Source organism: Novosphingobium sp. fls2-241-R2A-195 (assembly GCF_030209485.1).
GTDB lineage: Bacteria > Pseudomonadota > Alphaproteobacteria > Sphingomonadales > Sphingomonadaceae > Novosphingobium > Novosphingobium resinovorum.
Map to the genome: position 1 here is coordinate 1 of NZ_JARVRY010000012.1, position 20803 is coordinate 20803.

Consider the following 20803-nt stretch of genomic DNA (forward strand, 5'->3'; position numbering starts at 1 on the left):
TACAGCTTCAACCTCGACGGCTCGATGATCTACATGACCTTCGCGTCGATGTTCATCGCCCAGGCTTACGGCATCCATGTGCCGATCATGACGCAGATCCTGATGCTGCTGACGCTGATGGTCAGTTCCAAGGGCATCGCCGGCGTGCCGCGCGCCAGCCTCGTGGTGATCGCCGCGACGTTGACGCAGTTCGGCCTGCCGGTCGAAGGCATCGCGCTGCTGCTGGGCGTGGACACTTTCCTCGACATGGGCCGCTCGGCCACCAACGTGGTGGGCAACGCAGTGGCGACGGCGGTGATCACCCGCTCGGAAGGCATGCTGCAGCCGCTGATGGACCCCGATGCGGAAGTGCTGCACTCACCCTCGCACACCGTCGCCGACGGGCGGCGCGGGCTCAACATCGATCCCGAGCAGTACGAGGGGTAATAACCACCCTTCGTCATTGCGAGCGTAGCGAAGCAATCCAAGGCGGTTTCATGCTGCCCTGGATTGCTTCGCTACGCTCGCAATGACGAATCAGCGGGCCAGCTTCACCGGCACGAACGGTCCCATGCCGCAGCCGCCCATGCGCTGCCACTGGTTGCCGATCTGTTGCAGCGGATAGATGATGTCCTGTCGGCACAGCTGCGAGAGCGACGTCTCATACGTAAACGTGCCCGCCGACTTTAGCCCGCTGCACCGGTTGGGCAGCGTCACCCGCCAGACTTGCCCGCCCGCACCGCCGATGAAGTCGATCGTGTGATCGTCGCGAATGCGGGTGGTATTGAAACGCGTCACCGACAGGCAATCGACGGCGGCCCCGGTCGTCTCGGCGGCAGGCTCGGGCGGCGGCGTCTCACCCGGACCTTCCTGCGAACAGGCGGCGAGGGCAACGGTGGCAAGCAGCAGGGCAACGGGAGTTCTCATCGGCTCATCCTCTCGCTGGGCGAACGTCCGGCAAGCCCCATTGGCTCCCCGAATGCCGCCTTCGTCAAGAGGACGTAGGCCTCAGGCCGCAGCCTTCCTCGCACCCCGGTCGAGCACCTTGTCCTTGAAGGCGCACAAGTCCACCTCAGGGCATCGCCAGCACTCGGGCGTGCGCGCCTTGCAGATGTAGCGGCCGTGAAGGATCAGCCAGTGATGCGCGCCGACCCGGAACGGCTGCGGCACCTTCTTCTCGAGCTGCTTCTCCACCGCCAGCGGCGTCTTGCCCTTGGCGAGCCCCGTGCGGTTGCCGACGCGGAAGATATGGGTATCGACCGCGAAGGTCTCGGCCCCGAAGGCGCAGTTCATCACCACGTTGGCAGTCTTGCGCCCGACGCCGGGCAACTCGACCATGGCGTCGCGATCCGCCGGAACCTCGCCGCCGTGCCGGTCCACCAGAATCTGCGAGAGGGCGATGACGTTCTTCGCCTTGGTGTTGAACAGGCCGATCGTCTTGATGTGCTGCTTGAGGCCCTCTTCGCCGAGGTCCACCATCTGCTGCGGCGTCTTCACATACTCGAACAGCGCCCGCGTCGCCTTGTTGACGCCCACGTCGGTCGCCTGCGCCGAGAGCGTAACCGCCACCAGCAACTGGTAGGTGTTGCCGAATTCCAGCTCGGTCTCGGGCGCGGGATTGGCCTCCGCCAGACGCCGGAAGAACTCGAAGACGTCCGCCTTCTTCAAAGGCCCAGCACCTGCGGCATCGTGTAGCGGCCCGGCCCCTGCGCCAGCAGCCACTGCGCCGCCTTCACCGCTCCACGCGCGAAGATGCCCCGGTTCTCGGCGAGGTGCGAGAGCGAAAGACGCTCGTTGTCGGCGAGGAAATGAACGGTGTGATCGCCCGCGACGGTGCCGCCGCGCAAGGCCGCGAAGCCGATGGTGCCCGCCTCGCGCTTGCCGGTGATGCCGTCGCGGCCACGTACCGCGCTGTTCGCCAGCCCGACGCCGCGTCCGTCGGCGGCTGCCTCACCCAGAAGCAGCGCGGTGCCGGAGGGAGCGTCCACCTTCATGCGGTGATGCGTCTCGACGATCTCGATGTCCCAGTCCTCTCCCAGCCGCGTCGCCGCCTCGCGCACCAGATACGCGAGCAGCGTGACGCCGAGCGAGGTGTTGCCGGTCTGCAGGACGGGAATGTGCTCGGCCGCCGAATCGATCAGCCAGTGGTGGCGCTCCTCCAGCCCGGTGGTGCCGATGACGATCGGCAGCCTGGCGGCGATGGCGGCATCGAGGTTGCCTTCGAGCGCCGAGGGGCTGGAGAAATCGATCAGGATGTCGGCGTTGGCTGCAACGGCCGAGGTGTCACCGTCCTTGTCGACGCCGCCCGCCAGATCCTCGCCCGCATCGGCAATGGCGGCCGCGATCGCCTGGCCCATGCGCCCCTGGCTGCCGATGATTCCGATTCGTGCCACGCTGCTGTCTCCGTCCGGGCGTAAAGTCCTGTCACGGCCGCATGGCGCAAACGCGCCGGTTCGACAAGCGCCGCGCGCACGCTAAGGTGAGCCATGAGCAGCATCCGCAACATCGTCATTCTCACCGGCGCGGGCGTTTCGGCCGAGAGCGGCATCGACACCTTCCGCGACGGCGGCGGTCTCTGGGAGCAGCACCGCGTCGAGGACGTCGCCACGCCCGAGGCCTTCGCGCGCGACCCCGACCTCGTCCTGCGCTTCTACGACATGCGCCGCGAAGCGATCCAGACCAAGCAGCCCAACGCTGCCCACCGCGCGCTGGCAAAGCTGGACGCGGAATGGGAAGGCGACCTGCTGATCGTCACTCAAAACGTGGACGACCTGCACGAACGCGCCGGAGCGAAACGCGTACTCCATATGCACGGCGAGCACCTGAACGCCTGGTGCATGGCCTGCGACGAACGCCCGCGCCGGACCGGCCCACTGATCGACCGCCCCGCCTGCCCCGAATGCGGAGAAGCGGCGCTGCGTCCCGACATCGTGTGGTTCGGGGAAATGCCCTATCGCATGGACGAGATCTTCGCGGCGCTGGAGCAGGCGGACCTGTTCGTCTCGATCGGGACGTCCGGCGCGGTCTATCCGGCGGCGGGCTTCGTGCGCAATGCGCGGGAACTGGGCGTCGAGACGCTGGAACTCAATCTCGAACCCTCGCAAGGCACCGGATGGTTCGACGAGGCGCGGCATGGACCGGCAAGCGCACTGGTGCCTGCGTGGGTGGAGGAGGTTCTGTCACGGTAAGGCGCCCTGCCGCACGGGGCTTCGACAGGCTCAGCCTGAGCGGAATTGGGAAACTTGCACTACCTCCGCTCACCCTGAGCTTGTCGAAGGGTCAAGCACAGCTTGTCGAAGCCCCATGCGCATTACAGCCCCGGCACGCCGGATCCTTGGCGATCCTGAGCGGCCGCATCGACGGTGCAAGTCCGTCGATCAGATGCAAGGTCCCGAACTGCGGCTCCCCAAGCGCCGTGTGTCCCGCCAGCAGCACCCGCATCGCGTGCATCGACGCGAACGTGCCGACCATGCCGACCATCGCCCCGAGCACGCCGTCGGCGGCGCAGGTATCACAGTCCACCGCGTCGAAGGCATCGCCCACGAAGCAGCGGTAGCAGGCGTGCCCCGCCAAGTGACCGGCGAAGTTCGCGACCTGCCCCTGGAACCGCCCGATCGCCGCCGTCGTGAGCGGAATGCCCAGTTTTACGCACGTATCTGACACGAGGAGCCGAGTCGCGAAGTTGTCACAGCCGTCCAGTACGAGGTCCGCGCCGGAAAGGACGTCACGCGTGTTGTCATCCCCCAGCCGCGCAACGACGGGATCGACCTTCAGGCCAAGATCAAAACGCCGCACCCATTCGGCCGCCGCTTCCGCCTTGGGCCTGCCGATATCCGATGGCGTATAAATCGTCTGGCGCTGCAAGTTGCTGACGTCGACCACGTCATCATCGACCAGCGTGAGACGGCCTATGCCGGCTGCGGCGAGATACTGCAGGACAGGACTGCCAATCCCGCCGCAGCCGACCAGCACCACATGCGCCTCGCTCAGCGCGACCTGTCCGGCCCCGCCGACTTCGGGCAGGACAATATGCCGCGCGAAGCGGCCGAGACGATCGGCGGTGAGCGTCATTTCGCCTGTTCGTCTCCGGGCGCTTCAGGCACGGCCGCTTCCACAAGCCGCTCCTTCACGAACCCGTGCATGCCGAACCACCACTGCACCGCGATGACGCCACCCTTGGCGGGCTGGAGCATGCCGATCATCATCGCGATGGCCAGCGGCACCAGGATCGTGAACATCGCCATCGGCCCCAGGTCGTAGTCCACCGAAAGCGCTATGATCAGCGGCGCCATCAGGTGGCCGGTGACGATCATGGAGATGTATGCCGGAAAGTCGTCCGCACGCTGGGGCGTCAGGTCCATGGTGCAGACCGGGCAACGCTCGCGCGGCTTGAGCCACTTGTAAAACAGACTGCCCTCGCCGCAACGCGGGCAACGGCTGCGAAGGCCGCGAAGCAGGGCCTGCGAGAACGTGGCGGGAATCATGTCCAAGCGCCTACATCATACGGGCAGGACGGTGAAGCAGATTGCGCTGGCGGCAAAAGGGTCAGGGCCTGAGCACGTGGACGCGGTTGCGCCCGCCGTGCTTGGCCGCATAGAGCGCCGCGTCCGCATGCTTCGTGGCATCTTCCAGCAGCGCGAAGTCCCGCACCGACGCCAGCCCGCAAGAGAAGGTGACGGCGCGGTCCTCGACGCCCAGATTGGTATCGAGCGCAACCGTCGCCCGCAGCCTCTCCATGACGAGGCGGGCCTCGTCGAGCGTGGTGTCGGGCAGGAGCACGGCGAATTCCTCGCCGCCCCAGCGCGCGGCGACATCGCTGCGGCGCACGTGGTCCTCGATGCGGCGGGCCAGCGCCTTGAGCACGAGGTCGCCGACATCGTGGCCGCACTCGTCGTTGATGCGCTTAAAATGATCGATGTCGATCAGCGCCAGCACTGCATTGGAGCGCCCGCGCAGTACCTGCTTGGCCGAATCAAGGAACCCGCGGCGGTTGCGGATGCCGGTCAGCGGATCACGCTCGGCCGCATCGACAAGGCGCTCGATGCGCGCCGCGTTTTCATGCGCAGCAGTCGTCACGCCGCGCAGCAGGCGGCCGACGAGGTCGTCGGCGCCTTGCGGGATGGCCGCGATCCGCTCGCCCATCTGGATCGACTGGAGCATCGTCGTCGCCTGCGCGATCGGGGCGAGCAGCGCATGAATCGCCGCAAGCCCCAGGCCCGTGCCCACCAACGTGGCGAGGAGGAGCGTGAGCAGGGTATCGAGTTGCCAGTGCCCGGTCGTCGCCTGCAGCACGATGCAGGCGATCAGAGGCACGTGAACGGCGCCGAAGCATACGAAAAGAATCCGCCGCTCATAACTGCGGGGGAACAGGAAAGTCGTGGCCTGGTAGAAGCGCATGGGGGGAATGCCTCTTCTGCTGAAGCTGAGAATGAAACGCGATTGCGCCGCCTCCCGCTTACGGAGCCGAATCTTATGCAAACGTTAAATTACGTGATGAAACGGGCGGTTAACCTTTGACGGCGCCCAAACGAAAAGGCCGAGGAACACGTCCTCGGCCCCTGTGGACAAATGCGCGGACAAGTCCGTGCAAAAGGCGTTCATATCCCGGCATGGCGCCGGGACAAGCCTCAGCTTTCGAGCTGGCGCAGCAGCGAGCGTACGTCGCCGTCCATGTCGGCATCGCGCGTGCGCAATTCCTCGATCAGGCGCACCGCATGGATCACCGTCGAGTGATCGCGGCCACCGAACTTGCGGCCGATCTCCGGATAGGAACGCGGCGTCAGCACCTTGGCGAGGTACATCGCCACCTGACGCGGGCGCACGACGGCGCGCGCGCGGCGCTTGCTGCTCATCTCGGTGCGGTCGATGCGGTAGAACTGGCAGACCGTGCGCTGGATCTCGTCGATGGTGATCCGGCGGCGATTGGCCGAGAGAATGTCCGTCAGCTGCTCTTCGGCGAGCTGGAGCGAAACGGCCTGCCCGGTCAGCTGCGCATAAGCGATCAGCTTGTTGAGGCCGCCGACCAGTTCACGAACGTTGCGGTTGATGGTGCGCGCCAGGAACTCGATGACGTCGGCAGGCACTTCGACCGAGGCGAAACGGCCGAGGCGATTCTCGAGGATCGAGCGGCGCAGTTCGATGTCGGCGGGCTGGATATCGGCAACGAGGCCCATCGACAGGCGCGAGAGCAGGCGGGGCTCGACGCCGTCGAGCGCCTGGGGCGCACGGTCCGCGGCGAAGACCAGGCGCTTGCCTTCCTGCAGCAGCGCATCGATCGTGTAGAGCAGTTCTTCCTGCGCCGATGCCTTGCCGATGATGAACTGGATGTCGTCGACCAGCAGCAGGTCGAAGCCGCGCAGGCGCGACTTGAATTCGATCATCTGGTTCTGCCGCAGCGCCTGCACGAACTCGACCATGAAACGCTCGGCCGAGCAGTAGAAGATTCGCGCATGGGGGTGCGCTGCAAGATAGGCGTGACCGATCGCGTGCAGAAGGTGCGTCTTGCCCTGACCCGTGGCGGCCTTGAGGTAGAGCGGCGAGAACTGCGGCTGTTCGGTGGCGGCCATACGCTGCGCGGCGTTGCAGGCCAGCACGTTGGACGTGCCGGTGACGAAGCTGGTGAAGGTCTGCGAGGCATCGATGCCCGCCGGGCCCTGGCCGAGCGAGGCGAACGATTCGCCTGCAAGCGCAACCGACAGCGGGTCCGCGACGCCGGCGGCCGAATCGTTGGCCGGGGCGCTGGCGGGACGGCCACCGCCGCCACCCAGACGCAGTTCGGGCAACTGGCGACGGCCGGGATGCACGAGGATGCGCACGTGACGCACGTCGGGCCGCGCGATCTTCCATGCCAGCGACAGGCGATCGGCAAAGCGGTCGTTGACCCAGTTCGCCGAGAACTCCGTCGGCAGATACAGATCGAGCGTACCGGTTTCCTTGCACCAGTTGCCCGGCTGGATCGGCTTGATCCACTGGCTGTGTGCCTGATGCCCAAGATCCTTGCGCAGGCCCTGGCTGATGTCCGCCCAGTCCGCCGCCAGGTTTACGGCTTCCTGATCCTCTTCCATCGCCACTCGCACCGCCTTCGACTTCCTATTCAAGTTCGTACCTTCGACCATCGCGGTCACTGGGGGATTCACCGAGGGGTGTCCTGCTGATGTATTCGACATCGTTTCGAACCCCCTTGTTCGCGTGTGTTGGCGTGATCCCGCCGGTGACGCGAAACAGAGCGACCAGCGCATCCAAAGTAAAAACTTCCCCTCACCGCGAACGCTTGTCCGCGGCGGTTGTTCCACTGTGAATCGCTGTATCCCCGGCCCGTTCCGCAACGGCCGGGGACCCTTTTAGGAACCGGTTTGCAGCGCAGGCAAGACGGCGATCCCCAAATAAAAAAAATTATGAAGGTTGACTCACGTGGGAGTGCCCAAAATCCGTAGCCAAACTGTAATACGCTTAAAAATCAGCGCGTTGCGCATTGCAGCACTCCGAATCGCAGTGTTTCCGGGGCTTTGCTTTGCCCCATGCTGCGATGCCGCAAAAACGAGAACGGAGCCGAGGTCAGGCGACCCCGGCTCCGTTCTTGTTTCGTCCTGAGACAGGTAGCTAGCAACCTATCCTAGTCGGCGAATCACCCTCTCGAATCGGAGAGGGTGGCTCGAATCAGAGAGCGGCGACGCGCTTCGTCAGACGCGACATCTTGCGTGCTGCGGTGTTCTTGTGGAGCACGCCGCGTGCAACGCCGCGAGCCAGCTCGGGCTGCGCTTCCTTGAGGGCGGCAACAGCCGCGTCCTTGTCGCCACCGGCCAGAGCGCCTTCGACCTTCTTCAGGAAGGTGCGGATGCGGCTCACGCGGTTGGTGTTGATCTCTGCACGGCGATCGTTGCGACGGATGCGCTTGCGAGCTTGCGGCGTATTGGCCATCGATATTCCTCTGTCTGGGCGGCCAACACGGTGAGCGGCCCCAATTGCCTAACGAATCTATTCGGCGAACGGACTCGCCGGAAAGCGCGCCCCTTACAGTTCGGGCGGGGTTCCGTCAAGCCGAGGCGGCGGCGCGAAACCGCCTATTTCTGGCGTTCGTGGCCGCAAGCGGCCACGCTCAGACGCCGCGCGGGCTCAGGCGCTACCGCTGGCAGCGCCGGCACCAGAAGGTGCTCCGCCCGCCCTGCACGAAGCGCAGGACCGGTGCACCGCAACCGCAAGGATCGCCCTCACGCCCATAGACCTGCCACGATGCCGCAAAGTAGCCGAGTTCGCCGTTCGGCTGCGCGTAGTCCTTGATGGTCGAGCCCCCCGCCGCGATCGATTCGCCCAGCACCTGCTTGATCGCGGGCACCAGCCGGGCCAGCGCGGGCAGGCTGACGCGCCCCGCCTCCTTGTCCGGCCGTACCCCGGCACGGAACAGCGCCTCGCACACGTAGATGTTGCCGAGCCCCGCCACGATGGTCTGGTCGAGCAGCATCTGCTTGATCGGCGCGATTCGCCCCGCGAAGGCCGCGCGCAGATGCGCCGGAGTCAGGCCGTCGCCCAGCGGCTCCGGCCCGAGCGAAGCGAACGCGCCCCAGGCGTCGAGCGTCGCGGTCGGAGCCAGATCGACCGAACCGAAGCGCCGCGCATCGTTGAGCGCCAATACGTGACCGGAGCCCGTCTCCAGCACGAGGTGGTCGTGCTTGTCGGGCGTCTCCGGCTCGATCCGCCAGCGACCGGACATGCCGAGGTGGAACACCATGGTCTGTTCGCGGTCGGTATGGATCAGCCCGTACTTTGCCCGGCGTCCCATGCCAGTGACCCGCGCGCCAGTGAGCACCTGCACCAGATCGGGCGGGAACGGGCGGCGCAAGTCCGCGCGGTTCAGCGTGACGCGGGCGATCCGCTCACCGTCGAGGAAGCGCTCGAGGCCACGCACGGTGGTTTCGACTTCAGGAAGTTCAGGCATCGGAGGGTAGATAGGGTGTGGCGTTCAACTCGCCAATCCCACCCCCGTCGTCATTGCGAGCGCAGCGAAGCAATCCGGGGCAGTATAATGCCACCCTGGATTGCTTCGCTGCGCTCGCAATGACGAAAGTGGGAGCAGGCGCTCAGAGAATATGCCCCGTCCGATCGCGCTTGGTTTCGAGATAGCGCGCGTTGTGCGGGTTGGGCGGCAACTGGTGCGGCACCCGCTCCACTACCTCGACGCCGACGCCTTTCAGCGCCGCGACCTTGGCCGGGTTGTTGGTCATCAGTCGGATCGCCCGCACCCCCAGCAGGTGCAGCATCCGCGCCGCCACCGGGAAGTCGCGCGCCTCCGTCGGCAGGCCGAGGCGGTTGTTGGCGTCCACCGTGTCGTAGCCCGCATCCTGCAGCGCATAGGCACGCAGCTTGTTGACGAGGCCGATGCCGCGCCCCTCCTGCCGCAAGTACAGCAGCACGCCCCAGCCCCCCTCTCCGGCCTCCGCCGACATTGCCCGCAGCGCTGCGTTCAGCTGCGGCCCGCAGTCGCACTTGAGGCTGCCAAGAATGTCGCCGGTCAGGCATTCGGAATGGAGGCGCACCAGCGGCGGCCGGTCGCCGTCCTGCGTGCCGATGACGAGCGCGACGTGCTCACGCAAGTCGTCGAGCGCGCGGAAGGCGACGATCTCGGCATTCTCCGCCGCCTCGACGGGCAGCTTGGCGCGCGAGGCTATCGCGAGGTGCGCGGTGTCTTTCCACGCGGCGAGGTCGGCACTGGAAACGTCCTGCGCCTCGCCATCCTGATTCGGCGCGACGAGGAAGGCGGGCAGGATACCGGCAAGCCGCGCCAGTTCCATCGCGGTGCGCGCCGCATCGCCATCCTCGATATGCTCGGCCGCGAAGGGACCTTTCATCGGGTAGGCGAGGTCGAGCGCAGGATCGGCCACCGCGCGCGCGGTGTCGAGGTCGAAGGGCTCGGCGGCGCGAATCAGGACCGGCGCTTCGGGCACGGCGGCCTCGCGCTGGTTGGCGAGCTTCAGCGTCGCCGCGCGGGCGGCCGAAATCAGCATGCGCGGGGCGGTGACGCCGGGCGCGAAGGCCGTCTCGGCGGGAAGCAGCACCGCGCTGGCCACCCGCACCGGCCAGCCATGCCGCAGCGCGTCGAGCGCCAGCGCCACGCGGCGCGTCGAGGCGGCCTCCTCGCTCAGAGTTCGAACTCGGTGACGAGCGGGATGTGGTCACTCGGCTGGTCCCAGCGGCGCGTTTCCTCGACGAAGTGGTGCCCGCGCGCCTGCGGGGCGAGGTCGGGCGAGGCCCACATGTGATCGAGGCGGCGGCCCTGGTCCTTCTGGCGCCAGTAGCTGCGGTAGGACCACCAGGAATAGTTGCGTTCCGGCGCCGGGATGAAGCGGCGGCCGAGATCATCGAAGCCCGCCGCGTCCTGCAGGCGCTTCAGCGTCTCGACCTCGATGGGCGTGTGGCTGACGACCTTGAGCAGCGCCTTGTGATCGTAGACGTCCGATTCGAGCGGGGCGATGTTGAAGTCGCCGACGATCAGGGTCGGGCGGTCGATCTTGTCGGCCCAGCGGGTCATGCGTTCGAGGAAGTCGAGCTTCTGGCCGAACTTGGGGTTCACCTCGCGGTCGGCGACGTCGCCTCCTGCCGGGATATAGACGTTCTCCAGCACCATGCCCTGCCCGGGGCCGAGCAGTTCGACGCCGATGTGCCGGGCCTCGCCGTTGTCCTGCCAGTCGTGCTTCGAGAAGTCGCGGAACGGCACTTTCGAGACAGTCGCGACGCCGTGATAGCCCTTCTGGCCGTGGATGGCGCGGTGGGTGTAGCCGAGGCGCTCGAACATCTCGTGGGGGAACAGGGGCTCCGCCACCTTGATCTCCTGCAGGCACAGCACGTCGGGGGCCTGCTCGGTGAGGAAACGTTCGACCTGGTCGATGCGCAGGCGGACGGAGTTGATGTTCCAGGTGGCGATCTTCATGCGCGTGGCTTTAGGCATCGCCTGCGGGAATTGCCAGTCCCCGACCTCGCGTAAACCGAGGGTGCCCCTCCACCATCCTGCGGATGGTCCCCCTCCCCGTTCCGGGGAGGATGCGTGTGCTTTTCTTGGGTCAGGATTGGCTCAGGCCGGAGCGAGAACGGTGCCGTTCGCAGCCCGGCATGGGCCAATCCTGACCCAAGAAAACAGAAAACCCTCGAGCCGGGGGCAGAGGCTCGAGGGTTCCTGTAAGCGTTCGTCACGCTAGTATCAGAGCGGTCACTCAGGAGGCGCGGGCAACAGGGGGGAAACCCGCCTCACAACCGTTCTGACAAGACCTATATGGGGCGCCGCTCCTGACTGCCAAGTGAACGAAGTTAAGAAAACTGTCGCCGTTTGTCGCTAGAGCCGCACATTCGGCGATAAAACGCCTTCCGTCATCGACGATCAGGGGTTGGTCACTTAACGACGATTGCGCGGGCGTGGGTCGTTCCAGCGGAAGTCGTTGTCGGTCACCGGGACGCCATAGCGCTGGTTGGACAGGCTGATGGTGGTGCGCTTGTTCTGCGAATCGAGCGAGACCCAGTAGGTCAGTTCCAGCCCGCCCGGGGCCGACGCCTTGCGCGTGAAGATCAGGGTGATCACCCCGTACTCGGGGTGCGAGCGATCGCGCACCTCGATGCTGACGACGCCCGGATTGCCGGTCTGGATCAGCTTGCCGAACTTCGCGACGTCGCGGCTGGGATCGAGCAGCGCGCCGAGCGGGCTGTTCTTGATCGGCCAGCGCTGCACCTGGCGCACTTCATAGTCGATGAAGTTCAGCGCCCTGCCGTCGCCGACGATCAGCATCTTGGCGCTCGGCTGATACTGGAAGCGGATCTTGCCGGGGCTCTTCATCGTCAGCACGCCGCTGACGGTCTGCCCCGAGCGGTCGGTCTGGACGAAGTCCGCCTTCAACGTGCCGATGCCGCGCAAGGCCGCGACGGCCTGCTCGACTTGTTTCGCGTCATCGGGCGCGGCTGCGACAGCCTGCGCGGGGACGAGAGCGGCGGACACGGAAAGCGCGGCCAAAGCGGCCGCGCTCACACAGGATCGAAAGGTTTTTGTCACGTGGTTCATGGCTTTCCCGTTGGGTCCACAGCCTTGAACCGACCGTGAACCTTACTTGATCTTGGCTTCCTTGAACTCGACGTGCTTGCGCACGACGGGATCGTACTTCTTGAAGCTGAACTTCTCGGTCGTGTTCCGCGGATTCTTCTTGGTCACGTAGAAAAAGCCGGTGTCGGCGGTCGAGACAAGACGGATCTTGACGGTTGCGGGCTTCGCCATGGCGGTATCCTGTACTTTCTAAGTTGCAGCCGCCCTGGCAGGCCGGCGTTACGAAAAACTATAAAGGGGCGACACCGAGGCGCCGCCCTTCAAGGTTGCGCCCCTTGCTGGATTGGCCTCGCAAAGTCAAGGGCGCGGCACCGATTCGCGTGATGCTCAGGAGAGCGGAAACGGCTTTATCGGCTCCAGGACGCCGAATTTCTCGCGCTTCGGTTCGGCATCGAGTGGCGGCAGGTCGAGTTCGGGCGCTTCCACTTTCGTATCGGGCAGCCGCGCCAGCAGATCGCGAATCAGGGTCAGACGGCCGAGCCGCTGGTCGTTGAAGTCCACCAGCGTCCACGGCGCATGATCGGTATGCGTGGCCTTGAGCATCGCCTCGCGCGCCTTGGTATATTCGCCGTACTTGTCGCGCGCGGCGATATCGACCGGCGACAGCTTCCAGCGCTTGAGCGGGTCGTCCAGCCGTTCGTGGAGGCGCTCCTCCTGCTTGTCCTGATCGCAGGAGAGCCAGTATTTGAACAGCAGGATACCGTCGTCGATCAGCATCTTCTCGAAGGTGGGCGCGTGGCGCAGGAACGCATCGACCTCGTCCCCGGTGGCATAGCCCATCACCTTCTCGACCCCGGCGCGGTTGTACCACGAGCGGTCGAACAGGACGATCTCGCCCTTCGCCGGCAGATGGTCGACGTAGCGCTGGAAGTACCACTGGCCCTGCTCGCGCTCGCTCGGCGCGGCCAGCGCCACGGTGCGACACTGGCGGGGGTTGAGTTGGCCGGAGACGGCCTTGATCGCGCCGCCCTTGCCCGCCGTATCGCGCCCTTCGAACAGGATGACGATGCGCGCGCCCTTCTTCTGCGCCCAGCGCGCCATGCCGACGAGTTCCTCCTCCATCGGCTCGAGGAGCTTCTCGTAATCCTTGCGGCCGAGTTTCTCCTCTTTGCTCATGTCTTCAGATCCTCGACAGCAGGAACAGCGCCAGTGCGCCAGCGACGATACGATACCACGCGAAGGGTGCGAAGCCGGATTTGCTGACGAAGGCCATGAACGCCTTGATCACCACCAGCGCGACGATGAACGAGACGACGAAGCCGACCGCGATCTCGTTCCAGCCCACTGGCCCCGCGCCCGCCATCAGTTCCTTGTGGTGCTTGAGAAGTTCCAGAGTCGTGGCGCCGACCATGGTGGGCACGGCGAGGAAGAAGCTGAACTCGGCGGCTGTGCGGCGCTCGATGCCCATCGACAGCGCGCCCATGATCGTCGCGCCCGAGCGGCTGACGCCCGGCACCATGGCGAGGCACTGCGCGAAACCGACGCCGATGCACTTGACTGCGGGCAGTTCCGAAACGCCGGTAAGCGGGCCGGGCTTGGCGACCTTCTCGATGCCGAGGATCGCGATGCCACCGATGATGAGCGCCCAGGCGACCACCGCGGGCTCACCCAACAGGCCCTCGATATAATTGTTGAACAGCAGGCCCAGCACCGCCGAAGGGATGAAGGCCAGCAGCACGTTGCGCACGAAGCGGATCGAGGTGGGGTTGAGCTTGAGCAGCCCCATGCCCACGGCCCAGAAGGTGCGCCAGAACTGCACGATCACGGCCAGGATCGCACCCAGCTGGATGACGATGTTGAAGGTCGCCCACTGGCTCGAATCATAGCCGAACAGGCGGGTGGCAAGGATGAGATGGCCAGTCGAGGAGACGGGCAGGAACTCGGTGAGGCCCTCGACAATGCCGAGGAGGATCGCGGTTAGGGTCAGGTCCATAAGCTGGAGGTCATGCCGCACCGGGCGGGCAAGTCAACCGGGGACGTGCTGCATTGCAGAAATGTGAGGTGGAAGACCCTGTTCGTCATTGCGAGCGAAGCGAAGCAATCCAGGGGCGGCGTGGTGCTGCCCTGGATTGCTTCGCTTCGCTCGCAATGACGAAGGGTGGGTGAAAGCCCCAATTCTGCTGCCCTTTCAGGCGGCAGAATTGGGGCCTTGCTTAGCTCACCAGATCCGCACGCGGTCCTTGGGCGCAAGGTACAGCTTGTCGCCCGGCTTCACGCCGAACGCCTTGTACCATTCGTCGAAGTTGCGCACGATGCCGTTGACCCGGTACTGCGGCGGCGAGTGCGGGTCGGTGACGAGGAACTGGCGCGCCTGTGCCTCGCGCACTTTCGAACGCCAGACCTGCGCCCAGCCCATGAAGAAGCGCTGGTCGCCGGTGACGCCGTCGATCACCGGCGCTTCCTTGCCGTTCAGCGAGAGCTTGTAGGCGCGGTAGGCGAGACTGAGGCCGCCGAGATCGCCGATGTTCTCGCCCATCGTCAGCTTGCCGTTGACGCAGGCCTTGCCATCCTTGCCGTCGTCGAACGGGCAGAAGGCATCGTACTGCGCCGCCAGCGCCGCCTGCAGCTTCTGGAACGCAGCGAGATCCTGCGGCGTCCACCAGTCGCGCAAGTTGCCGGTGCCGTCGTACTTGGCGCCCTGGTCGTCGAAGCCGTGGCTCATCTCGTGGCCGATGACCGCGCCGATGCCGCCGTAATTGACCGCCGGATCGGCCGAGAGGTTGAAGAACGGCGGCTGCAGGATCGCCGCCGGGAATACGATCTCGTTCATCGCCGGGTTGTAGTAGGCGTTCACCGTCTCGGGCAGCATGCCCCATTCAGTGCGATCGACCGGACCGCCGATGCGGTTCATGTCGAAGGCGGTCTGCCACTTGCCCGCGGCCATGGTGTTGCCCAGCGGGTCGGTGGCCGAGAAGGTCAGGCCCTCATAGGTCTTGAACACGTCCGGCTGGCCGATCTTGGGGGTGAAGGCGTCGAGCTTCTCCTCGGCCTTTACCCGCGTGACCGGGCTCATCCACTTGAGGTCCTTGAGATTGGCAGCCATCGCCTTGCGCAAGTTGGCGACGAGGTCGGCCATCGCCGCTTTCTGCGCGGGCGGGAAATACTTCGCCGCGTAGAGCTTGCCGACGAGTTCTCCCGCCATGCCCTCGACCGCCGCGATGCCGCGCTTCCAGCGGGGGCGCTGCTCGGGCTGGCCGCTCAGGGTCTTGCCGTAGAAATCGAAGGTGGCGGCATCGATGTCGCTGGGCAGGACCGAGGCGTTGTCGCGCAGGAAGTGCGCGGCGAGGTAGGCCTGCCAGGTGGCGATCGGGGTGGTCTCGATCAGCTTGACGACGGCGGGCATGCCGGGGCCGAACTGATCGCCCGCCTTGGCCGGGTCGATCCCTGCAGCCTTGAACTCCTCGGCCGTCGGCGGCATCTCGCCGATAAGCACGTAGCTGGCCTTGTCCGCGCCCACGGCCGACAGGAACGCCTTGACGACGCCGGGCGAGCCCATTGCTTCGAATTCGGCGAGCGGCACCTTGTTGTACGTGAGGTCCGGGTTGCGGGCGGCGGCACGGTCCCAGTCGGCCTTGGCGAGCTGCGTTTCCAGCGCCAGCACCGAAGCGGCGGCGGCCGGGGCATCGGCGTAGCCCGCCTTGCCGAGCACGAACGTCAGGTAGGCCTTGTACTTGTCGCGCAGTTCCACCGAGCGGGCTTCGGTCTTCAGGTAGTAGTCGCGGTCGGGCAGGCCCATGCCGGAGATATTGGCATTGAGCGCGTAGATGTCGCTCTGCTTGTCGTCGGCGCCGACATAGAGGCCGATCGGCGAGGCATAGCCGGGCTTGCCGAACAGCGTGGCGATGTCGGTGGGGGTCTTCGCCGCCTTGATCGCGGCGAGGTAGGGCTGCGCCGGGGCAAAGCCCGCCTTGTTGATCGCATCGACGTCCATGAACGCCTTGTAGGCCGCCGCGATACGCGCCGCGTCGCTGCCGGGCGCCGGGTTGGCGGCAAGCAGATCGTCGAGGATGCCGTGGACGCGGTTTTCCGAAAGGTCGCTCAGTTCGATGAACGAGCCCCAGCGGGTGCGGTCGGCGGGAAGCACCGCCGTCTTGTTCCAAACGCCGTTGACGTAGGCGTCGAAGTCGTCGCCCGGCTTGGCCCCAGTGTCGATCCACTGGGTCTGGACGCCGAACTTGCCCCAGTCGGCCGAGGGCGCGAGCGCGGGCTTGGCTGCGGGCGCAGCGTCCTGCGCGAAGACGGGAGCGGAGAAGGCGAGAACGGAAAGCGCGGCGCTCGCAAGGAGCGCCTTGCCGGCATAACGAAGCATGTCGTGACCTTTCGGACGGGGGCGACAGGATATTTCGGCCGGATCAGGACGACCGGCGATGGCGCGTAACTTAGTTACACGCGCGCGCAACGCCAGTGAAAAAGCAGCAGTGATGGAGGTAAATTGAAGGCCGTGCCGCTGGTTGCGAAGGCGAGGCCAATCTCGCTTCGTCATTGCGAGCGCAGCGAAGCAATCCAGGGCGGTGTAACGCTGCCCTGGATTGCTTCGCTGCGCTCGCAATGACGAAAGGGGCGCCTCAGCCCAGCGGCGCGATCGGCTGCCCCGAGACGACAGCGTCGAACTGTAGCGAGGCCAGCCGCGCATAGAGGCCGCCCTGCCCGGTGAGGCTCTCGTGCGTGCCCTGCTCGACGATACGGCCGCCGTCCATCACGACGATGCGGTCCGCCTTGCGCACGGTGGCGAGGCGGTGAGCGATGACCAGCGTGGTGCGCTGCGCCATCAGCGTCTCGACCGCGTCCTGCACCAGCCGCTCGCTCTCGGCGTCGAGCGCGCTGGTGGCTTCGTCGAGCAGCAGGATCGGCGCGTCGCGCAGCAGCGCGCGGGCGATGGCGATGCGCTGGCGCTGGCCGCCCGAAAGGCGCGCACCGTCTTCGCCGAGGAACGTGTCGAGGCCCTGCGGCAGCGCGCGCAGGAAACCTTCGGCGTTGGCCGCGCGGGCCGCCTGCCAGATCGCCTCGTCATCGGCGTGCCAATTGCCGTAGCGCAGATTGTCACGCGCGGAGGCGGCGAACAGCACGCCTTCCTGCGGGACCAGAGCGATGCGCGCGCGAATCTCGGCCGGGTCGGCGGAGGCGAGCGGCACGCCGTCGATCTTGATGGCGCCGCCCTGCGGATCGTAGAACCGCTCGGCCAGCTGGAACAGCGTCGACTTGCCCGCGCCCGAGGGGCCGACGATAGCGACGGTCTCGCCCGGCTCGATGGTCAGATTGAAGTCGTGCAGCGCCGGAAGTTCGGGCCGCGAGGGGTAGCGGAAGGTCACGCGCTCGAACGCCAGCTTGCCGCGCGCCGGGCTCGGCAGCACCAGAGCGCGCGCCGGAGGGGCGATCGTCGGATGCTCGCTCAGCAGCTCGGCGAGGCGGCTGGCCGCGCCCGCGCCGCGCACGAGATCGCCGTAGACCTCGGTGAGCGAGCCGAACGCGCCCGCGACGATGCCCGCCGTTACCACGAAGGCGGCGATGGTGCCGCCGGTGATGGAGCCCTCGGCCACGCCGATCGCGCCGCGCCACATGATCATGGTGATCGAGCCGAAGATCAGGAACATGATCACCGCGGTTATGATCGCGCGGATCATGATGCGGTGACGGCCGGTATCGAACGTGCGCTCCACAGCGGCGGCGAAGCGGCCCTGCTCGCGGCCTTCCTGGTTGAACGCCTGCACGACCTTCAATGCGCCCAGCACTTCGGCAGTCAGCGCGCCGATGTCTGCCACGCGGTCCTGGCTGGATCGCGAGACGGCGCGCAGCTTGCGACCGAAAGCGGCGATCGGCAGGATCACCACCGGAATGGCGATGACCAGCCAAGCCGTCAGCCCCGGCTCCAGCGCGAAGAGATAGATCACCCCGCCCAGCGCCATGATCGCGTTACGCAGCGCGACCGAGACGGTGGTGCCCACGATCTGCTCGATGATCGCGGTGTCGGCGGTCATGCGCGAGGAGATTTCCTTGGGGCTGTTCTCCTCGAAGAAGCTCGGCGCCAAAGTCAGCAGGTGGCGCTGCACGCGCAGGCGAATGTCGCCGACGACGCGCTCGCCCAGCCACGAGACCGAGTAGAACCGGATCGCCGTCGCGACGGCGAGCACCACGACCACGCCCATCAGCATCAGGAACCACGAGCGGATCGCATTCGGGTCGGCGCCTTGCGCGAAGCCCTTGTCGATGATCTGCCGGAAGCCATAGGGGATCGCCAGCGTCGAGGTCGCCGTCGTGATCAGCGCCGCGCCCGCCGTGGCCATCCGGCCCGGATACTTGAGCATCTCGCGCCAGACCATGCGCAGCGGGCCGAGACTGCGGCGGGGCCGCTTCGGCTCTTCGATCATGGTCTCTTGCCCCGGGGCATTGCCTTGCGTCCCATCCATGGCGCCGCGCCTTACAGCGTCGCGAAGCGGAGGAAAAGGCTTCCTTCTAGCGATGGACAACCTGTCCGATTCGCGGCGAAACGTGTCTCTCTTGCGAAGATCACCTGCCTGAAATCGGAATTGCCGCGTTGCAACGGTAACCTCTAGTTCCCTAATCATGAGGTAAGACCCCCGCACACAGGCCGCGTTCGCCCCCGAAACGGCCAGGAGAATCGACTTGCTCTACAATGCCTACGAGTTGCAGCGCGCCATGATGAGCAGCGCTGCCGCATGGGCGTCGGTTGGCGCCGAACTGCTGACCAACCCCTCGCTCCCATTCGGTTATTCGGGTCTCGGCCCAGTCATGGCCTCCGCACTGGACGTCTTCGCGCACGCCGCTTCCCCCCGCGGAAAACCCTCCTTCGACATCGAGACCGTGACCGTCGACGGCAAGATCCAGCCGGTCACCGAATCGATCGTGCTCCACAAGCCGTTCGGCAACCTGCTGCGATTCGAGCATCCCGGACTCGGCAAGGACGCGCCCAAGCTCCTTATCGTCGCACCGATGAGCGGCCACTATGCCACCCTGCTGCGCGGCACCGTCGCGCGCATGGTGGAAAGCGCCGAAGTCTACATTACCGACTGGGCCGACGCGAAGCTGGTGCCGATGAGCGCCGGGCGCTTCGATCTCGACGACTACATCGATTACGTCATTTCTTTCCTCGAATACATCGGCCCCGGCACCCACGTCCTCGCGGTATGCCAGCCCTCGGTTCCGGCCTACGCCGCCGCTGCGATCATGGGCGCCAAGGAGCACCCCTGCCGTCCCGCCACTCTCACCATGATGGGCGGCCCGATCGACACGCGCGAGGCGCCCACCAGCGTCAACGACGTGGCGATGCAGCAGCCGCTTTCGTGGTTCCAGCAGAACGTCATCGCCACCGTTCCGGCGACCTATCCGGGCGGCGGCCGCCGCGTCTATCCGGGCTTCCTGCAGCTTGCCGGGTTCATGGCGATGAACCTCGGCAGCCACATGATGAGCCACTACGGCATGTTCAAGCACATGGTCGCGGGCGACGGTGACAGCGCCGATGCCACCAAGGCCTTCTACGACGAATATCGCGCGGTCTGCGACATGACCTCGGAATTCTACCTGCAGACGATCGAACACGTATTCCAGAACCACTCGCTGCCCAAGGGCGAGTTCGTCCATCGCGGCGAGCGGATCGACCTGTCCGGCATCCGCGACACGGCGCTGCTGGCGATCGAGGGCGAGAGGGACGACATCTCCGGCATCGGCCAGACCCGCGCCGCGCTGCACCTTGCCAGCCACCTGCCCGAGAAGCGCAAGAAGTACTACCTCGCCGCCGAGGTGGGCCACTACGGCATCTTCAACGGCAGCAAGTGGCGGACGCGAATCGCCCCGGTGCTGGAGGACTGGATCGCCCAGCACCAACGCAAGCCGCTCAAGGTGGTAGCCTGATGTTTGTGGTGGGGTCGCGCCTAAGTCGCGGCCCCGCCAAACGTTTTTTGCGGCGGAATGCTCCCGCACAGCGCCGATCGCGCGACGAGATGGTGGATCACCGGGACCGATTGTGGTATTACCGCCACTATGGATCGCGCACATAGTCGAAGGAAAATACTGAAGGGCGGGCTTGTCGCCGGCATCGGTCTGGCTTTGCCCGCGCGGGCTTTCGCCTCCGAAGGTGTCCTTCCCGATTCGACCGCGCCCGGTGAGGCTCTCGCGCCGCTCGCCGGTGCCTTTCCAAGCAGCCTGACATCGGTTCCCGCATCGCCCACCGGACTATCGCTTTACGAGCGCCGCGTACTCGACGTCGCGTCGAAGCAGGCCGGGCGCGTGCGCAATCATCTGTGGCGCGCCGACGTGGTCGGCATCGTCGATTTTGCGCAGCCTTCGTGGAAACCGCGCCTCCACTTCGCCAATCTGGAAAACGGGACGATGCGCTCGTTCCTCGTCGCGCACGGGCGCGGTTCCGACCCGGCGCACAGCGGCTGGCTGCAGAGCTTTTCCAACGTTCCCGGCTCGGAAGCGACCTCGCGCGGGGCTTACCTCACCGCCGAGTGGTACAAGGGCAAGTACGGCACCTCGATCCGCCTGATGGGTCTGGACAACGACAATTCGATGGCGCTGCCGCGCGCGATCGTCATGCATCCGGCCTGGTACGTCGGCTCCTCGATGATCGACAAGTGGGGCAAGCTCGGTCGCAGCGAGGGCTGCTTCGCCATGAGCGACAACGATTTCAACGAAGCGCTCTGGCACCTTTCCGGCGGTCGCCTGCTGTTCGCGGATCGCATCGGCGAAGGGTGATATTCAACGCCGCGTTGCGGCCGGTTCACGGCTGCT

21 protein-coding genes are annotated in these 20803 nt (G+C 65.9%); 4 read left to right on the plus strand and 17 right to left on the minus strand.

The window, feature by feature from the left end:
• Positions 1-426: dicarboxylate/amino acid:cation symporter (locus QRN25_RS09920; RefSeq protein ID WP_285019255.1), on the plus strand; the 426-nt coding region annotated here is incomplete at its 5' end.
• Positions 427-516: 90 nt separating this feature from the next.
• On the opposite strand, the gene QRN25_RS09925 is transcribed toward QRN25_RS09920, so the two are convergent.
• From QRN25_RS09925 to dapB, 3 genes are all read right to left on the minus strand, one after another.
• Complete coding sequence (locus tag QRN25_RS09925; protein ID WP_271184524.1) at positions 517-906, minus strand: hypothetical protein; 390 nt, start codon at positions 904-906, stop codon at positions 517-519.
• 81 nt (positions 907-987) lie between these two features.
• Entirely contained in the window at positions 988-1647 is a 660-nt protein-coding gene (nth, locus tag QRN25_RS09930; RefSeq protein ID WP_036526349.1) for an endonuclease III, read from the minus strand.
• Positions 1644-2372 (minus strand): 4-hydroxy-tetrahydrodipicolinate reductase, encoded by a 729-nt coding sequence (gene dapB / locus QRN25_RS09935; protein WP_285019256.1) that lies wholly within the window; start codon positions 2370-2372, stop codon positions 1644-1646. Before dapB ends, nth begins: the two co-directional genes overlap by 4 nt.
• Positions 2373-2465: 93 nt before the next feature.
• Here dapB and QRN25_RS09940 point away from each other — a divergent pair, with 93 nt between their 5' ends.
• A complete protein-coding gene (locus tag QRN25_RS09940; RefSeq protein WP_285019257.1) occupies positions 2466-3167 on the plus strand; it encodes an NAD-dependent deacylase in 702 nt (233 codons plus the stop codon).
• A 91-nt stretch (positions 3168-3258) separates the two neighbouring features.
• Here QRN25_RS09940 and QRN25_RS09945 read toward each other — a convergent pair whose 3' ends face one another.
• The 14 genes from QRN25_RS09945 to QRN25_RS10010 form a co-directional block, all read right to left on the minus strand.
• The gene (locus tag QRN25_RS09945) at positions 3259-4050 is read right to left on the minus strand and encodes a HesA/MoeB/ThiF family protein (protein ID WP_285019259.1); all 792 of its coding nucleotides are present in this window, start codon (positions 4048-4050) and stop codon (positions 3259-3261) included.
• Positions 4047-4463: a DUF983 domain-containing protein gene (locus tag QRN25_RS09950; RefSeq protein ID WP_285019261.1), complete on the minus strand. Its 417-nt coding sequence runs from the start codon at positions 4461-4463 to the stop codon at positions 4047-4049. Before QRN25_RS09950 ends, QRN25_RS09945 begins: the two co-directional genes overlap by 4 nt.
• 61 nt (positions 4464-4524) lie before the next feature.
• Entirely contained in the window at positions 4525-5376 is an 852-nt protein-coding gene (locus tag QRN25_RS09955) for a GGDEF domain-containing protein (protein WP_285019263.1), read from the minus strand.
• 230 nt (positions 5377-5606) lie between these two features.
• Complete coding sequence (gene dnaA, locus QRN25_RS09960; protein WP_008829124.1) at positions 5607-7043, minus strand: chromosomal replication initiator protein DnaA; 1437 nt, start codon at positions 7041-7043, stop codon at positions 5607-5609.
• Between the two features lie 592 nt (positions 7044-7635).
• On the minus strand, positions 7636-7896 hold the full coding sequence (gene rpsT / locus QRN25_RS09965) for a 30S ribosomal protein S20 (protein ID WP_008829123.1): 261 nt from the start codon (positions 7894-7896) through the stop codon (positions 7636-7638).
• A gap of 202 nt (positions 7897-8098) precedes the next feature.
• Entirely contained in the window at positions 8099-8911 is an 813-nt protein-coding gene (gene mutM, locus QRN25_RS09970) for a bifunctional DNA-formamidopyrimidine glycosylase/DNA-(apurinic or apyrimidinic site) lyase (RefSeq protein ID WP_285019265.1), read from the minus strand.
• A gap of 142 nt (positions 8912-9053) precedes the next feature.
• Positions 9054-10085 (minus strand): GTP cyclohydrolase II, encoded by a 1032-nt coding sequence (ribA, locus tag QRN25_RS09975; protein WP_285019267.1) that lies wholly within the window; start codon positions 10083-10085, stop codon positions 9054-9056.
• A gap of 26 nt (positions 10086-10111) precedes the next feature.
• The gene (gene xth / locus QRN25_RS09980; protein ID WP_036526359.1) at positions 10112-10900 is read right to left on the minus strand and encodes an exodeoxyribonuclease III; all 789 of its coding nucleotides are present in this window, start codon (positions 10898-10900) and stop codon (positions 10112-10114) included.
• 459 nt (positions 10901-11359) lie between these two features.
• A complete protein-coding gene (locus QRN25_RS09985; protein ID WP_051586866.1) occupies positions 11360-12016 on the minus strand; it encodes a LolA family protein in 657 nt (218 codons plus the stop codon).
• Positions 12017-12058: 42 nt separating this feature from the next.
• Positions 12059-12226 carry a 50S ribosomal protein L33 gene (gene rpmG / locus QRN25_RS09990; RefSeq protein WP_008831595.1) on the minus strand — a complete coding sequence of 56 codons (168 nt, stop codon included), beginning with the start codon at positions 12224-12226 and terminating at the stop codon, positions 12059-12061.
• A gap of 156 nt (positions 12227-12382) precedes the next feature.
• Positions 12383-13171: a polyphosphate kinase 2 gene (gene ppk2 / locus QRN25_RS09995; protein ID WP_036526362.1), complete on the minus strand. Its 789-nt coding sequence runs from the start codon at positions 13169-13171 to the stop codon at positions 12383-12385.
• A gap of 4 nt (positions 13172-13175) precedes the next feature.
• Positions 13176-13988, minus strand: a complete 813-nt coding sequence (locus QRN25_RS10000) for an undecaprenyl-diphosphate phosphatase (RefSeq protein ID WP_008831597.1) — start codon at positions 13986-13988, stop codon at positions 13176-13178.
• Positions 13989-14213: 225 nt separating this feature from the next.
• The gene (locus QRN25_RS10005) at positions 14214-16364 is read right to left on the minus strand and encodes a M13 family metallopeptidase (protein WP_285019275.1); all 2151 of its coding nucleotides are present in this window, start codon (positions 16362-16364) and stop codon (positions 14214-14216) included.
• A 256-nt stretch (positions 16365-16620) separates the two neighbouring features.
• A complete protein-coding gene (locus QRN25_RS10010) occupies positions 16621-18420 on the minus strand; it encodes an ABC transporter transmembrane domain-containing protein (protein ID WP_285019277.1) in 1800 nt (599 codons plus the stop codon).
• 256 nt (positions 18421-18676) lie between these two features.
• On the opposite strand from QRN25_RS10010, the gene QRN25_RS10015 reads away from it, so the two are divergent.
• Entirely contained in the window at positions 18677-19921 is a 1245-nt protein-coding gene (locus QRN25_RS10015; protein WP_285019279.1) for a polyhydroxyalkanoate depolymerase, read from the plus strand.
• 129 nt (positions 19922-20050) lie between these two features.
• Positions 20051-20767, plus strand: a complete 717-nt coding sequence (locus tag QRN25_RS10020; protein ID WP_036526369.1) for a murein L,D-transpeptidase catalytic domain-containing protein — start codon at positions 20051-20053, stop codon at positions 20765-20767.
• The last annotated feature ends 36 nt before the right edge of the window (positions 20768-20803 follow it).

Coding starts and splice junctions, on each gene's coding strand:
- QRN25_RS09925 (WP_271184524.1), bottom strand. CDS start 906: ATGAGAACTCCCGTTGCCCTGCTGCTTGCCACCGTTGCCCTCGCCGCC.
- QRN25_RS09940 (WP_285019257.1), top strand. CDS start 2,466: ATGAGCAGCATCCGCAACATCGTCATTCTCACCGGCGCGGGCGTTTCG.
- QRN25_RS09945 (WP_285019259.1), bottom strand. CDS start 4,050: ATGACGCTCACCGCCGATCGTCTCGGCCGCTTCGCGCGGCATATTGTC.
- QRN25_RS09950 (WP_285019261.1), bottom strand. CDS start 4,463: ATGATTCCCGCCACGTTCTCGCAGGCCCTGCTTCGCGGCCTTCGCAGC.
- QRN25_RS09955 (WP_285019263.1), bottom strand. CDS start 5,376: ATGCGCTTCTACCAGGCCACGACTTTCCTGTTCCCCCGCAGTTATGAG.
- dnaA (WP_008829124.1), bottom strand. CDS start 7,043: ATGGAAGAGGATCAGGAAGCCGTAAACCTGGCGGCGGACTGGGCGGAC.
- rpsT (WP_008829123.1), bottom strand. CDS start 7,896: ATGGCCAATACGCCGCAAGCTCGCAAGCGCATCCGTCGCAACGATCGC.
- mutM (WP_285019265.1), bottom strand. CDS start 8,911: ATGCCTGAACTTCCTGAAGTCGAAACCACCGTGCGTGGCCTCGAGCGC.
- xth (WP_036526359.1), bottom strand. CDS start 10,900: ATGAAGATCGCCACCTGGAACATCAACTCCGTCCGCCTGCGCATCGAC.
- QRN25_RS09985 (WP_051586866.1), bottom strand. CDS start 12,016: ATGAACCACGTGACAAAAACCTTTCGATCCTGTGTGAGCGCGGCCGCT.
- rpmG (WP_008831595.1), bottom strand. CDS start 12,226: ATGGCGAAGCCCGCAACCGTCAAGATCCGTCTTGTCTCGACCGCCGAC.
- ppk2 (WP_036526362.1), bottom strand. CDS start 13,171: ATGAGCAAAGAGGAGAAACTCGGCCGCAAGGATTACGAGAAGCTCCTC.
- QRN25_RS10000 (WP_008831597.1), bottom strand. CDS start 13,988: ATGGACCTGACCCTAACCGCGATCCTCCTCGGCATTGTCGAGGGCCTC.
- QRN25_RS10005 (WP_285019275.1), bottom strand. CDS start 16,364: ATGCTTCGTTATGCCGGCAAGGCGCTCCTTGCGAGCGCCGCGCTTTCC.
- QRN25_RS10010 (WP_285019277.1), bottom strand. CDS start 18,420: ATGATCGAAGAGCCGAAGCGGCCCCGCCGCAGTCTCGGCCCGCTGCGC.
- QRN25_RS10020 (WP_036526369.1), top strand. CDS start 20,051: ATGGATCGCGCACATAGTCGAAGGAAAATACTGAAGGGCGGGCTTGTC.